The sequence below is a fragment of the Candidatus Pseudoscillospira sp. SGI.172 genome (assembly GCF_050313575.1).
Taxonomy (GTDB): domain Bacteria; phylum Bacillota; class Clostridia; order Oscillospirales; family Oscillospiraceae; genus Vermiculatibacterium.
On the sequence record NZ_JBNPLQ010000015.1, the window covers coordinates 49,868 to 63,943 of the forward strand.

The 14,076-nt window shown below is 61.7% G+C and carries 12 protein-coding genes and 1 pseudogene; 12 read left to right on the forward strand and 1 reads right to left on the reverse strand.

What is annotated here, in order from left to right; translation table 11 throughout:
• Positions 1-125 precede the first annotated feature (125 nt).
• From mltG to ACQRD3_RS07540, 7 genes are all read left to right on the forward strand, one after another.
• Complete coding sequence (gene mltG / locus ACQRD3_RS07510; protein ID WP_427780733.1) at positions 126-1,271, forward strand: endolytic transglycosylase MltG; 1,146 nt, start codon at positions 126-128, stop codon at positions 1,269-1,271.
• A complete protein-coding gene (locus ACQRD3_RS07515; RefSeq protein ID WP_427780735.1) occupies positions 1,264-2,478 on the forward strand; it encodes a peptidase U32 family protein in 1,215 nt (404 codons plus the stop codon). The genes mltG and ACQRD3_RS07515 overlap by 8 nt, the downstream gene beginning before the upstream one ends.
• A complete protein-coding gene (locus tag ACQRD3_RS07520) occupies positions 2,475-3,590 on the forward strand; it encodes an acyltransferase (RefSeq protein ID WP_427780737.1) in 1,116 nt (371 codons plus the stop codon). The genes ACQRD3_RS07515 and ACQRD3_RS07520 overlap by 4 nt, the downstream gene beginning before the upstream one ends.
• 294 nt (positions 3,591-3,884) lie before the next feature.
• Positions 3,885-6,563, forward strand: coding sequence for an alanine--tRNA ligase (gene alaS, locus ACQRD3_RS07525; protein WP_427780739.1), 2,679 nt, complete (start codon positions 3,885-3,887; stop codon positions 6,561-6,563).
• A gap of 13 nt (positions 6,564-6,576) precedes the next feature.
• The gene (locus ACQRD3_RS07530; RefSeq protein WP_427780741.1) at positions 6,577-6,906 is read left to right on the forward strand and encodes a cupin domain-containing protein; all 330 of its coding nucleotides are present in this window, start codon (positions 6,577-6,579) and stop codon (positions 6,904-6,906) included.
• Between the two features lie 22 nt (positions 6,907-6,928).
• Entirely contained in the window at positions 6,929-7,267 is a 339-nt protein-coding gene (locus tag ACQRD3_RS07535) for a histidine triad nucleotide-binding protein (protein WP_080908009.1), read from the forward strand.
• A gap of 7 nt (positions 7,268-7,274) precedes the next feature.
• Entirely contained in the window at positions 7,275-9,290 is a 2,016-nt protein-coding gene (locus tag ACQRD3_RS07540; protein WP_427780743.1) for a hypothetical protein, read from the forward strand.
• Between the two features lie 91 nt (positions 9,291-9,381).
• On the opposite strand, the pseudogene ACQRD3_RS07545 reads toward ACQRD3_RS07540, so the two are convergent.
• Positions 9,382-9,768 (reverse strand): annotated as a pseudogene (locus tag ACQRD3_RS07545) (MATE family efflux transporter); the annotation flags it as partial.
• 279 nt (positions 9,769-10,047) lie between these two features.
• Between ACQRD3_RS07545 and ACQRD3_RS07550 the strand changes: the two are divergent.
• The 5 genes from ACQRD3_RS07550 to ACQRD3_RS07570 form a co-directional block, all read left to right on the forward strand.
• Positions 10,048-11,580 (forward strand): ParB/RepB/Spo0J family partition protein, encoded by a 1,533-nt coding sequence (locus ACQRD3_RS07550; protein ID WP_427780745.1) that lies wholly within the window; start codon positions 10,048-10,050, stop codon positions 11,578-11,580.
• 290 nt (positions 11,581-11,870) lie between these two features.
• Entirely contained in the window at positions 11,871-12,212 is a 342-nt protein-coding gene (locus ACQRD3_RS07555; protein ID WP_050618702.1) for a hypothetical protein, read from the forward strand.
• The gene (locus ACQRD3_RS07560; RefSeq protein ID WP_427780747.1) at positions 12,212-12,925 is read left to right on the forward strand and encodes an antirestriction protein ArdA; all 714 of its coding nucleotides are present in this window, start codon (positions 12,212-12,214) and stop codon (positions 12,923-12,925) included. Before ACQRD3_RS07555 ends, ACQRD3_RS07560 begins: the two co-directional genes overlap by 1 nt.
• 99 nt (positions 12,926-13,024) lie before the next feature.
• Positions 13,025-13,459 (forward strand): PcfB family protein, encoded by a 435-nt coding sequence (locus ACQRD3_RS07565; RefSeq protein WP_427780752.1) that lies wholly within the window; start codon positions 13,025-13,027, stop codon positions 13,457-13,459.
• On the forward strand, positions 13,446-14,076 hold a 631-nt coding region (locus tag ACQRD3_RS07570), incomplete at its 3' end, for a type IV secretory system conjugative DNA transfer family protein (RefSeq protein WP_427780749.1). The genes ACQRD3_RS07565 and ACQRD3_RS07570, both read left to right, overlap by 14 nt.

The following is a 14,076-nucleotide window of genomic DNA, read 5'->3' on the forward strand; positions in this document are numbered from 1 at the left end:
AAGATTTCACCTCGTTGTTTATTTGGCGGCCGGCGGGTTTTCCCCTCCGCCGCCATCCGAAACATACTATGCGTCCCCCGTGATTCTGGTTCCGGGGGCAACCCCAAATGTTAGGAGTTGACCTTATGTCTCAGGAATCCAAGCAGCCCAGATCACATCCCAGCCGCCTCGAGTCCGGGGAGAGCCGTCCCCGGTCCGGCGGGCATACCCGCCGCCGCAGGAAACGGATGAATCCCGTCCTCTACATTCTCCTTGTGGTGGCCTCCTCCGCCCTGCTGGCCGGACTGGGCTGGATGTGGGCCGGTGATGTGCTGGCCCTGAACAAACAGCCTGCCACGGCGGTCATCACCGTGGAGAACGGGGATTCCCTGAACGACGTGGCCTCTGCGCTGAAAGAAAACGGGCTCATTGACTACAAGCCCCTGTTCAAGCTCTTCTGCTCGGTCACCGGCGTGGAGAAAAAGGAAAAGATCACCCCGGGCACCTATGAGCTGAACACTGATATGGACTACAACGCGCTGGTCAACGCCATGAGTTCCCGCTCCGGCAGCCGGATGACCGCCTCGGTGACCATCCCCGAGGGCTACACTCTGGATCAGATCTTCCATCTGCTGGACGACAAGGGCGTGGCTACGGTGGATCAGCTCCAGAGCGTGGCCGCCAGCTATGATTTCAACTATAGCTTCCTCAAGGGAGTCCTCCCTCTGGGCGACTACCACCGGCTGGAGGGTTACCTCTTTCCCGACACCTATGAGTTCTACATGGGAGGCGGTGAGGACGAAGTGGTCCAGATCCTCAACAAGATGATCCTGCGCTTTGACCAGCAGTTTACCGACGAGCTGCGCCAGAAGGCCGCCGACATGGGCTACTCCGTCCATGAAATGGTCACGATCGCCTCCCTCATCGAAAAGGAGACCGACGGGACCGATCAGGCCAGGATCGCCTCGGTCGTCTACAATCGCCTGAACAATCCCGGCTATGAGACGGTTGGCCTGCTTCAAATCGACGCCGCCATCGCCTATGTCACCGGCCGGCCCGTCACCCAGTCCGACTACCAGAGCGTGGACAGCCCCTACAACACCTACCGCAACAAGGGCCTGCCCCCCGGTCCCATCGCCAGCCCCGGCATGACCTCTCTTAACGCGGCGCTGAAACCGGAGAGTACCAAGTACTATTACTATGTGGTGGGCGACGATCACCTCCACCACTTCTTCCGCACCAGCGCAGAATTTGAAGCCTACAAGGCCGCATTGGGGAACCGCAATGGATAAGAAACTGGAACTTCTCTCTCCCGCCGGGGACATGGAACGGCTGCGGATGTCGGTGGCCTACGGGGCCGACGCCGTATATCTGGCCGGTCAGCAGTATGGGATGCGCTCCTTCGCCGGGAACTTCTCCCGGGAGGAGCTGCGGGAGGCGGTGGCGCTCTGCCGCGCCCACGGCGTGGCCGTTCACGTCACCTGCAACACCATGCCCCGCAGCGGGGAACTGGAGGGACTGCCGGAATATCTGGAATACCTCCAGGATATCGGCGTCACCGCCGTCATCATCGGGGACATCGGCGTGCTGGCCCTGGCCAAACGCCATGCGCCCAAGCTCAAGCTCCATATCAGCACCCAGGCCAGCGTCACCAACTATCAGGCCGCCCGGGCCTGGCACGATTTGGGGGCCGGCCGGGTCATTTTAGCCCGGGAGCTCACATTGGACGAGGTGGCGGAGATCCGGGCCAAAACCCCGTCCACGCTCGAGCTGGAGGCCTTTGTCCACGGGGCCATGTGCGTCAGCTATTCCGGCCGGTGCGTCCTGTCCAACTATATGACGGGACGGGACGCCGGCCGGGGGGCCTGCGCCCAGCCCTGCCGCTACAAATACGCTGTCGTGGAGGAAAAGCGCCCCGGGGAGTTCTTCCCCGTGGAGGAGGACGACCGGGGCACCTATCTCTTCAACTCCAAGGATATGTGCATGATCGACCACGTCCCGGAGCTCCTCGCCGCCGGACTGGACAGCCTGAAGATCGAGGGCCGGGCCAAAAGCGCCTACTACGCCGCCGTGGTCACGGGAGCGTACCGCCACGCGGTGGACGCCGCCCTGGCCGGGGAGCCGCTGGACCCCGCCTGGCGCGCCGAGCTGGACAAGGTGAGCCACCGCCCCTACTCCGAGGGCTTCTATTACAACCACCCCGAGCAGTACACCGGGGACGCCCGCTATCTCCGGGACTGGCAGGTCAGCGCCATCGTCACCTCCTGCGCCCCTGACGGCCGGGCCCTCCTCTCCCTGCGGAACAAATTCCGCCGGGGGGAGACGCTGGAACTGGTGGGGCCTGGTGTAAGGCCGATCTCCTTTTCAGCAGACGACCTGGCCGACGAGAGCGGCTCCCCGCTGGAGGAGGCCCGCATCCCTCAGATGCCGCTGCGGCTCACCCTTCCCTGTCAAGTCCCTCCCCTTTCCATCCTTCGAAGGGAGGCCCGGCAAGTTTGAAGCGCCGCTATGACTACGATGTGCTCCGGGTCCTCTCCATGCTGGGCGTCATTTACCTTCACACGGTGGCGGGGGCATTACGGGAGCTGGACAACACCGTGCTCTGGAATTTCTCCAATATCGGAGTGGCATTCGCCACTCCGGCGGTCCCCCTCTTTTTCATGATGTCGGGGGCCCTGCTTCTGGATGAGGACAAGACTTCCGATCTCACCTTCCTGTTTCGGCGCCGCCTGCCCAAGGTGTTGGTCCCCCTGGTTGTCTGGAGCACCCTGGTGCTGCTGTACACCGTCCTTCAGGGGGATGTCGCCGGCGCCCGGGAGAGCGCCCACCGCCTTCTGAACACACCGGTGGTCATCCCCTATTGGTTCCTCTACGCCCTGGTCCCCATGTACCTGCTCTCCCCCCTGCTCCGGCAGATGACCTCCCGAATGACCCGGGCCCACTGGAACTACATGATGGGACTGTGGATCCTGCTCACCCTGGGGCTTTACACGGTGCGGTCCTTTGTCCCGGACGCTTGGGAGATCACCTTTACTGAGCACTGGACGCTCAATGTGAACTTCGTGGGGGGCTACCTGGGCTACTTTCTCCTGGGGGCCTGGCTGGAACGGTGGGAGCGCATCCCGCCCAAAGGGGTCCTGGCGGGGATCGCCGCGGGAATGATCGCCCTCAGCATTTTTGGCACACGATGGGACACCTATGCCCACTCTGCTTATTCCGACCGGTTCACCAACTACCTGACTCTTTTCACCATGCTCCTCTCCGCCGCCATCTTTCTCCTGGCAAAATCCTGTCTGCGCGGAAAAGAGGAGAAAGGAAAACTTCTTTCCCTGCTGGCCGGGGTCTCCTTCCCGGTCTATCTGCTCCATCCTTTGGCCCTTGGCCTGGGCGAGCGCGTTTGGGGACGGGTGATCGGCCTTCCCGCCCCCGGCACCATCCCGCAGCAGGTGCTGTTCTATGTCCTGGTGGTCCTCTTCTGTATTGGGGTGTCGGTGATTCTTTCCTCCATCCCGGGGGTGTGCTACGCCTTTACCGGCCAGCGCTACGCCGCCGCCTGCAAAAGCGCCAATCTCTTCGCCCTGTTTCGTCCGAAAAAGCGCCCCAACCCTTGACAGATCTGAAATTTGTGATAAAATTATGGACGCAAAATCGCTGAGACGAAGCCAATGACAGGAGAAGCCCCAAGCGAGAGGGGGACAGTGCGAGCCCCTCGGCCCATCTGTCAGCGCCACTTCCGAGCGGCCCGGAAAACCGGGACGGTCCATCCCCGTTACAAGATGCCAATGAGATGCCCTTTTGCGGGGCAAATCAGGGTGGTACCGCGGAGTGACACGCTTCGCCCCTGAAATCCAACAGGGGCGAAGCGTTTTTCATTTGCTCACCCCAAAATCAAGGAGGTAATTCCCATGGAACCCAAAAACTTCGGCGTCAATGAACTGCGCGAGATGTTCCTCTCCTTCTTCGAGACCAAGGGCCATCTCCGTCTGCCCAGCTTCTCTCTCATCCCCCAGAACGACGCGTCCCTGCTGCTCATCAACTCCGGCATGGCACCCATGAAGCCCTTCTTCACCGGCGAGCAGGAGCCCCCCCGCCACCGGGTGTGCACCTGTCAGAAGTGCATCCGCACCGGCGACATCGAGAACATCGGCCACACCGCCCGCCACGGCACCTACTTCGAGATGCTGGGCAACTTCTCCTTCGGCGACTACTTCAAGCGGGACGCCATCCACTGGGCCTGGGAGTTCCTCACTTCCCCCGAGTGGGTGGGCCTGGACCCCGAGCGTCTCTATCCCTCCGTCTTTGCCGGAAACGAGACCACGCCCGCCGACGACGAGGCCTTTGAGATCTGGACCAAGGAGATCGGCCTCCCCGCCGACCATATTTTCAAGTTCGGCAAAGAGGACAACTTCTGGGAGCACGGCTCCGGCCCGTGCGGCCCCTGCTCCGAGATCTACTATGACCGGGGCGAGAAGTACGGCTGCGGCCGGCCCGGCTGCACCGTGGGCTGCGACTGCGACCGCTATATGGAAGTCTGGAACGTGGTCTTTTCCCAGTTCAACAACGACGGTGAGGGCCATTACACCGAGCTCAAGCAGAAGAACATCGACACCGGCATGGGCCTGGAGCGTCTGGCCGTGGTGTGTCAGGACGTGGACTCCCTCTTCGACGTGGACACCGTCATGAACATCACCCACAGGGTCAGCGAGATCACGGGCGCCCACTACGGCGAGAGCAAGGCCCGGGACGTCTCCCTGCGGGTCATCACCGACCACATCCGCTCCGCCACCTTCATGATCTGCGACGGCGTCCTCCCCTCCAACGAGGGCCGGGGCTACGTCCTGCGCCGCCTCCTCCGCCGGGCTGCCCGCCACGGCAAGCTGCTGGGGGTCAACGAACCCTTCCTCTATGAGGTCTGCGACACCGTCATCCATGAAAACGAGGGCCACTACCCCGAGCTGCGGGAGCGGCAGGACTATATCACCAAGGTCATCCGGGTAGAGGAGGAGAACTTCGCCCGCACCATCGACGGCGGCCTGAAGATCTTCATGGACATGCTGGACGGCCACAAGGCCAAGGGCGAGAGCGTCTTTTCCGGCGCAGACGCCTTCAAGCTCTACGACACCTACGGCTTCCCCATCGACCTGACCATCGAGATGGTGGCGGAGCAGGGGATGCGCGTGGATCAGGACGCCTTCCGCAAGCTGATGCAGGAGCAGAAGGAGCGGGCCCGCCGCGCCCGGGAGGCTCTGGGCGACCTGGGCTGGGCCGGCATCGAGTTCGGCAAGGATATGCCCGAGACCAAGTTCGTGGGCTACGACGCCGCCAACCTGGAAAACTGCCCGGCCAAGGTCCTGGCCATCGTGGCCGAGGAGGAACTGCGGGACGAGGTCCGGGGCGGCACCGAGGCCATCCTGGTGCTGGACCAGACCCCCTTCTACGCCGAGATGGGCGGCCAGGTGGCCGACCACGGCGTCATCTGCTGCGGGGACGCCCGCTTTGAGGTCACCGACGTGCAGAAGAACAAGGGCGGCAAGTATATGCACTACGGCAAGCTTGTTTTCGGCGGGCTAAAGGTGGGCGACACCGTCTCCGCCACCGTGGAGCTCAAGCGCCGCAAGGCCGTCCAGCGGGCCCACTCCGCCACCCACATGCTGGACAAGGCCCTGCGCTCCGTTCTGGGGGCCCACGTGCAGCAGGCCGGTTCCCTGGTGGAGCCCGACCGGCTCCGCTTCGACTTCACCCACTTCTCCGCCCTCACCCCCGAAGAGCTCTCCGAGGTCAGCCGCCTGGTGAATGAGGCCATTTTGGAGGGCTATGACATCCGTACCGACGTCCTGCCCATCGATGAGGCCAAGCAGCGGGGGGCCATCGCCCTCTTCGGAGAGAAATACGGCGACACCGTTCGGGTGGTGGACATGGGCAAGGGCTGGTCTGTGGAGTTCTGCGGCGGCACCCATCTGGACAACACCGCCAAAGTAGGCGTGTTCCACATCGACAGCGAGTTCTCCGTGGCCTCCGGCGTCCGCCGCATCGAGGCCACCACGGGCATGCTCACACTGGAGACCATGAACCGCAATCAGGAGATGGTCTTTGAGGCCGCCGCCGTTCTCAAGGCCAAGCCCGGCGAGATCCGGGAGCGGGCCCAGCAGACCATGGAGGAGATCAAGACCCTCCGCCACACTGTGGAGGCCTTCCAGGCCAAGGAAGCCGTCAGCGAGGCCGGGAATTTCCTCATGGGAGCCAAGGAGGTGGGCGGCCTGCGGGTGCTTACCGCCACCCTTCCCGAAGCCGACGCCGACCGTCTGCGCAAGACCGGCGATTTCCTCCGGGACAAGGCCTCCAATGTGGTGGCCGTGCTCTCCACGGTCAGGGACGGCAAGATCACCTTCCTGGCGGTCTGCGGCAAGGAGGCCGTTGCCCGGGGCGTGAAGGCGGGCGATCTCATCCGCTCGGTCACCGCCATTTGCGGCGGCAAGGGCGGCGGCAAGCCCGACTCCGCCATGGGCGGCGGCACCGACGTGCTCAAGCTGGACGATGCTCTGGCCACGGTGGACGACTTCGTCCACAACAAGCTGGGCCTGTAACCGGGGGTGCGCCATGATCCTGGATTTTACCGCCCTGGAGGAGACCGTCATCCCCCACATGCGGGGCGGAGAAAAAGAGGTCCGCCTTCGGATGCGCACCGATGAGCTGGGAAAGATCATGCGGGGCCGCCTGATCCCCGGCGCGTCCATCGGCCTCCACACCCACGAGACCGGCAGCGAGATCATCTATATCCTCAGCGGCACGGGCAAATTCCTCTTCGACGGCTCCTGGGAGCCCTTCGGCCCCGGTGCCTGCCACTACTGTCCCAAAGGTCATTCCCACAGCTTTGTCAACGACGGTGCTGAGGACGTGGAGTTCTTCGCCGTTGTTCCGGAGCAGTGAAACACAGAGAAAGGAGCAAGCTATGAGCGATTGTCTGTTCTGTAAGATCGCCGCCGGCGAGATCCCGTCCAAAAAGGTCTATGAGGACGACCTCTGCTGCGCCTTCTACGACATCGACCCCCAGGCCCCCACCCACTTCCTGGTCATCCCCAAGGAGCATATCCAGTCGGTGTCCCAGGTGGACGGGGCCAATCAGGCCACTGTGGGGCATATCTTTGCCGTCATCGCCCGGCTTTCCAAAGAGCTGGGACTGGAGAGCTACCGGGTGGTCTCCAACATCGGGGATCAGGCCGGGCAAAGCGTCCACCATCTCCATTTTCACGTCCTCTCCGGCCGGGACATGACCTGGCCTCCGGGCTGATTCCGCCATGACCCAACGAAAAACCTCCGCCGCCCGCTGGCTTGCCCGGGCGGCGGTCTTTCCCTGTCTGGGAAGCTGGATTTTGGCGCGGCTCTGGATCGCCCTGGGCGGCGTCCTGCCCGGCAAGCTTCTGGGCGGAGCGGCCCTGGCGCTCTCCGGGCTCTTTCTCGGCCTCGCCGTCCGATTCCGCCTGGCCGAACGACTTCTCCGCCCCTGGGACGCAGGCTGGAAAAATGCGCTGGCGGGGGCCATTGCGTTTTGGGCGGGGGCGGCCTTCGACCTCAGCTACGCCATGCTGGACCCGGCAGGGCTTTTGATCGACGCCCTCCCCTTCCGCTTTCTCTGTCATCTGGGGAACGGCCTGCTGTTTGCCGCGCTGGTCCTGGCCCTGCTCCGGGCCGGGCGGGATCTGGCGGGCCTGGGCCGGGTAAATGTCCGGCAGATGCTGCTCCTCTTTTTGGCGCTCAATGCCGTCACCGCCGTCTACGTCCTCTCCTCCCGTACGGTCTATGTCTGGGACAACGCCGGATACTGGGCCGTCGCCCGGACGCTGGCCGACCAGCCCTTCGGCCCTGCCCAGCTCCGGGGGATTTTGGAGAGCACCATCAGTCTGGACTACAACTACCTGCTGGCCCTCCCCGTCTCCTGGGTGATGCGCCTGCTGGGGGGCAGCCGGGCGGTGTTCCTTTTCTCCGTGGCCAATCTGTACATCCTCCCCGGCCTTTGGGGACTGGCGGCCCTCGCCCCGGAAAAGCCCTGGGGCGGACTGCTGCTGGCGGGACTCTTCCCCATGCTGACCTACGTGGGCCTGGTGGGCTATGTGGACGTGGCCTCCGCCGCTCTCGGGATCTGGGCCGTTGCGGTCTACCGCAGCGAGCGCCCCGCCGTCAGCCGGGGGCTGGTCTCCGGGGCGCTGCTGGTGGGTACCTTTCTCCTGCGGCGGTACTTCTTTTTCTTTGCCGCCTCCTTCGGGGTGGCAGCCCTGGTCTGCAAGCTCCTTTTCCAGCGGAAGCGGTGGGCGGATTTTGGAGCGCTCTTTGCATCCAGTGCCTTCTGCGCCCTCTTCTGTACCTACCGGTTTCTGCTGGACAAGGTGCTGGGCACCAATTACTCCGACCTCTACTCCGCCTATGATCTGGGTTTGAGGAGCGATCTGCTCCTCTTTTGCCGGTACTTCGGCTGGGTGCTTCTGGCGGTGCTGGCTCTCCTCGCCGCCGCCGGTCTGACTCGGAAGGAGACACGGCCCGCCGTGGCCTTTTCCCTGGTGCAGCTTGCGGTCTGCTTCCTGGCCTTTGTCTCCATCCAGTCTCACGGGCAGCAGCACCTGCTGCTCTACCTCCCGGCGCTGGCCCTTCTGGCCTCCTCCTCCCTGCTCTCCCGCCCCGGGCCGCTGCCTGCCCTTCTGGCGGCGGCCGCCTTCGGCTTCTGCTTCGTGCCCAAGGCCCAGCCCGCCTCCATCTGCGAGATCGCATCCCCAGACCCGCTGCCCTCCTTCCAGTTTTACGGCCCCCGCCGGAGCGACATCGACCAGCTTCTGGCGCTGGCCGACGCGGTGGACGGTCTCTCGGCGGAGGAGCCCCACACCGCCGCGGTGCTGGCCTCCTCCTTCACCTTCAACAGTGAGACGCTCACCAGTCTCCGCGCCTCCCTGAGCCTGCCCGAGCCGGAGACCGGCACAGTGGTGCAGTATCACGGCACCGTGGACAAGCGGGACGCCTTCAACTGGAACACCGCTCAGGCCGACTACCTCATCGTGGGCGACCCGGTGCAGACCCATCTGGGCGAGGAAAACCAGCAGGTCATGGCGCTGCTGGCCCACGACGTGTTGGAGGGCATCGGCCCCGGGACGGCCTACGAGGCCCTCCCCGAGACCTTCTCCCTGGAAAACGGCGTCACCGTCCGGCTCTACCGCCGCACCCGGGCCTGGACGGCGGAGGATTATTGCTCCATCTCCGACCGGCTCACCGCCCTCTACCCCGACTATGCCGGACTCTATGCGGTTCCGGCCTGGATCGTGCCCTGAGAAACAAAACGAGCTCCCGTCCGCTGTGCAGACGGGAGCTCGTTTTCGCTGTTCCGGTCACCCCCGCAGTGTACGGCAGGTGTAGCGGATCAATGTAAAAGAAATACTCTCGGGACTGCCGGAAGGTCTTTTCGTCGGCTCGCCCGCCGAACGGGGTGAGAATCGGGTCCCGAAAAATCAGATAAAACGCCGTCAAAACCACGCTGCACCCCATGCACAGGACTATGGCGCTGCCGATGCTCCGCCCCGCGTCCTCCCGCCGGCCCGCGCCCAGGCTGATGCTGACAAAGGCACAGCAGCCGTCTCAGATCATCACCGCCACGTCCAGAGCCACTACCGTCAGCGGAAACACCACCGTATTGGCCGCGTTGCCGCAGGAGCCCAGGTAGGCGGCGTTGGCGATGAAGATCTGATCCACGATGTTGTAGAAGGCGGCCGTCAGCAGTGAGATCACACAGGGTACCGCGTACTTTGCCATCAGGGTGCCGGTCTTTTTGGTCTCTAGAAAGGAATTGGTCTTTTATTTTAAATAAGCCTTAGGTTTCTTTACAAAGGCATAATCATAAATCACAACAAAAACCGAGCCAACCTACACTAAAACGTCGCTGTTTCTTTGTGAAAAGCGACGTTTTTTTATGGCCTGGTTTTGGAAAGGAGTGATGCTGATTTCAAATTGAAAATGAAAGGGGGAGTTATTTTTGCGGGTCAGGCCGGGAGGTCTGGCCTTTTTTCATTCCATCAAAAAGGAGGTTAGCAAATGGCCGATGAAAAAGTGAACATGGGCCCGGAGGAAAATAAGACCCCGGAAAACCAATCCCCGCCCGGCCAGGGTGATCTGCCACCGCTGGAGGAAAATAATGCTCCTGCTGTTTCTGGTGAAGATAAAGCGGCCCCCGATCATGTGGAGCCCGATCCGCCGTCTGCCGACAAGCACACACAGCAGACTGTTCTTCCCGGCATGGGCGAAGATACACCCGCCCCGTCCGGCAAGGTGATCAACCTCTCGGACATCCAGGCCGCTGATAAGGACGGCAAGGAGGCTTCTACTACCGCCCCGGAAAAGAAAGCGCCGGAGGCGGATCAGCCGAAAAAGCGCCGTGGCCGTCCCCCGAAAGAGCAGGCTACGGTGTCTGCGGGGAAAAAGGAGAAAGCGGCGGAGCCCCGCACAGGCCGCCCGTCTAAGGTTGACAAGGCGGCCCGTGAGGAGGCCCCGCCCGCTGTTCGGGACAAAGTGTCCAGAGGTAAGAAAGCTGACAAGGGCAAGGAAACGGGCTCCGGCGGTGCGCCTGCGTCTAAATCCGCTAAGGCGGTAAAGCCGGGCAAGGCCGCTCCCGTCAAGGAGGCGGCAGTCCCGCCGCCGGAGATCAATTTGCCGCCCACGCCTGACGTGCCGCCCCGCCCGGTGGAAGAGGGAAAAATCGTCTATCTGAAAATGGCGGAGCTTCATCCGTTCCATACGTTCCGGGAGCACCCCTACAAGGTGCAGGACGATAAGGCGATGGATGATCTGGTGGGGACGATCAAGGAACACGGCATTATGACCCCCGCCACCGTCCGCCCGGAAAAAGACGGCAAGGGCTATGAGATTATCGCGGGCCACCGCCGCCATCACGGTGGTACACGGGCCGGGCTGGAGGAAATGCCCTGTATCGTCCGCGAGATGACCGATCTTGAAGCTGTCCGGGAAATGCGGAACAGCAACAAGCAGCGGGGTGATCCTCTCCCCAGCGAACTGGCAAAGCTGCTGGATTTGGAGGTGGAGGCCATCAAACGCCAGGGGGCCCGCCCGAAAAATGAGAAAGAGGCGGAGGCCCTGGGTAAGCTCTCGGTGGAGATTGTGGGTAAGGAACACGACATGAACTATAAAAAGGTCATGCGGTATATCCGGCTCAACTCCCTGGTGCCGGAGCTTCTGGACAAGGTGGACACAAAGCAGATGGGCTTTATGCCTGCGGTGGAGATCTCGTATATCAGGCCGGAAAACCAGCGGCTGATTGCCGTTTCCATTGACGGGGAGCAGTCCTCCCCCTCGGTGGCCCAGGCGAAGCGGCTCCACGAGCTGGACAAGGAGGGCAAGCTCAACGGCGATGTGATCGACGGCATTTTGAGTGAAGAAAAAAAGGAGGATCGCGGTGTGATTATTTCGACTGCTGAACTGTCTAAGTATTTCGGCAAGGAGGTCACTCCTGCCAAAATGAAGGAGCAGATCATGGCGCTGCTGGACGAGTGGAAAGAGAAACAGCCGCCCGAACTGGCGCAGCCGGACAAGAAAAAGGACTTGGAGAAGTAACCGGGCCCCGCTTCTGGACACTTTGTCCAGAGGTGAACGCCCCGCGCCGGGGATGGGCTCTGTGGTGATATATCCCCCGTCGCCGGATATTTTGCAGCGCAGCCGGGAACGGGCAGTCAAGGGGCGGAACGCCCGCCGTTTGCGGCGGCTTGCCCTTGACTGCCTGGCCCGGCTGTGCTATTTCCGGCAAGGCGGCGGGGGTATATCCTCCAGAGCCGCCCCCTTTCCCATGAATGGGAAAGGGCGGGGGGATAGGGTTAAACTACCTATTAAATATTGGAGGTGTGATAATGAAACGATCCCTTGCTTATATCACCGCTGCGTGGCGCGGTGATCCTGCGGTGGATATGGAGCAGGCGGCACATTACTGCCGCGTGGTCTACGATGCGGGCTATTCCCCCATCTGCCCCATGCTCTATCTGCCGCTGTTCCTCAATGACGCGGTGCCGGAGGAGCACAAGAACGGCATCGACATGGGCCGCGATCTGCTCCGGCGCTCCCGTGTGCTGGTGGTGTGCGGCCATTCCGTGACCGAGGCCATGAAAAATGATATTGCTGTGGCCCAGCGCCTGGGGATCACCGCTACTACCCTTGAGGGCATCCTGACCGTCAAGGGCCAGGGGCGGTGCTGATGGAGTCCCTGTTTGAAGCCTACATCACCAACCTGGGAAAGTACAACGAGGGTGAGCTGGTTGGCGAAACGCTGAAATTCCCCACGACTACCGAAGAAGTACAGGCCCTTTTGAAGCGGATCGGTGTGGACGGGGTACGTTATGAGGAATTTTTCATTACCAGCTTTGACGGTGACGTGCTGGGGCTCTATGACTATCTCACGGAATACGAAAACCTGGACGAGCTCAATCATCTGGCCTGTCTGCTCTCCGAGCTGGATCAGGGCGAACTGGAGAAATTTGAGGCCGTCATTGACAGCGGCGAACATACTTCCAGCGTGGCCGATCTCATCAATCTGGCGCAAAACCTGGATTGCTACGAGTTTTATCCTGGTGTCGAGGACGATGAAACCCTGGGCCGCATCTATGTGGAGGACATGGAGGCCATTGACGTGCCGGAGCACCTGCTGAATTATTTTGACTATGAGGCATACGGGCGGGATATTCGGCTTGAAGAGGACGGCCACTTTGCCCCTGGCGGCTATGTGCTGAACAATGGCGGCCAATTTATCGAGCACTATCACGGGATCGAGGACATTCCCGACGAGCACAAAGTCTTTGCCTTTCCGCAGCTCACGGTGCGGGAACAAATGGCAGCCTACAAAGAAATTATTGACGGTTCCTCCCTGGAGGGCTATCGGAAGATTGCCGCAAAGGAACATGAGGAACGATAACGGCACTTCTGGACGTTTTGTCCAGAGGTGCTTTTTTCATGGAAAGGAGGGATACGGCTGATTGACGAGGACGTTTCCAGACGTACCATAGCAATTTCGATCAAGGCGACAAAGCTCACGGGCCGGGTGCTGGCCCAGGCGTGTCTGGCGGTGGGCCGGAAGATTAAGAAAACGTACCGGGCCCGCCAGACACTCCACGGAAAACAGACGGTGCGTCAGCTCATGGGCCACGGGGCCGCCACGAACAGCATCGAGGTGGAGTCCCCAAAGGACTTTGACCGGGTGGCCCGGCGCTGGAATGTGGACTATGCCTTTTACAAGACCGGGCCGGACAAATATCTGTTGTTCTTCAAGAGCGGGCAGGCCGACGCCATCACCGCTTGCTTTTCGGAATATTCCCGGCGTGTGTTGAAGCGTTCCAAGTCCCAGCGTGTTCCCATCCGGGAACAGCTCAAACGGGCTGCCGCTGAACTGGCCCGCCAGCTGTCCCACAAGAAAGAACGTGCAAGGGAGGCGGTGCATGAGGACAGATAGCGTCAAAAAGTATGTGATACCCAATATCCCGTACCTGTTTATTCTGTGGGCCTGCCTAAAGCTGGGGACGGCCTACCGCCTGGCCCCTGGAGCAGACTTTGCCCACAAGCTCATGGGCCTGGGGCAGAGCATCGGCCCGGCCTTTGCAGACTTTGCGCCGGGGCTCTCTCCTTTTGACTGGCTCATCGGTATTGTGGGCGCGGTGGGCTTTCGCCTGCTGATCTACTTCAAAAGCAAGAACGCAAAGAAATTTCGGCGGGATGAGGAATACGGGTCGGCCCGCTGGGGCACCGAAAAAGACATCAAGCCCTTTGTCGATCCGAAGTTTGAGAACAACGTCATTTTAACAAAGACGGAATTTCTCACTATGAACACCCGGCCCAAAAATCCCGCCAACGCCCGCAACCTCAACGCCTGTATCATCGGCTCGTCTGGCTCCGGCAAAACCCGTTTCTGGCTTACGCCCCAGCTGCTCCAGGCGCACAGCTCTTATGTGTGCGTCGATCCAAAAGGCGGGGTGCTCTCCCAGGTGGGGGCTTTCCTGCAACGCCGGGGGTATCAGGTCAAAGTGTTCAACAGCATAGATTTTTCAAAATCCATGCACTACAATCCGCTGT

Coding starts and splice junctions, on each gene's coding strand:
- mltG (WP_427780733.1), top strand. CDS start 126: ATGTCTCAGGAATCCAAGCAGCCCAGATCACATCCCAGCCGCCTCGAG.
- ACQRD3_RS07515 (WP_427780735.1), top strand. CDS start 1,264: ATGGATAAGAAACTGGAACTTCTCTCTCCCGCCGGGGACATGGAACGG.
- alaS (WP_427780739.1), top strand. CDS start 3,885: ATGGAACCCAAAAACTTCGGCGTCAATGAACTGCGCGAGATGTTCCTC.
- ACQRD3_RS07530 (WP_427780741.1), top strand. CDS start 6,577: ATGATCCTGGATTTTACCGCCCTGGAGGAGACCGTCATCCCCCACATG.
- ACQRD3_RS07535 (WP_080908009.1), top strand. CDS start 6,929: ATGAGCGATTGTCTGTTCTGTAAGATCGCCGCCGGCGAGATCCCGTCC.
- ACQRD3_RS07540 (WP_427780743.1), top strand. CDS start 7,275: ATGACCCAACGAAAAACCTCCGCCGCCCGCTGGCTTGCCCGGGCGGCG.
- ACQRD3_RS07550 (WP_427780745.1), top strand. CDS start 10,048: ATGGCCGATGAAAAAGTGAACATGGGCCCGGAGGAAAATAAGACCCCG.
- ACQRD3_RS07555 (WP_050618702.1), top strand. CDS start 11,871: ATGAAACGATCCCTTGCTTATATCACCGCTGCGTGGCGCGGTGATCCT.
- ACQRD3_RS07560 (WP_427780747.1), top strand. CDS start 12,212: ATGGAGTCCCTGTTTGAAGCCTACATCACCAACCTGGGAAAGTACAAC.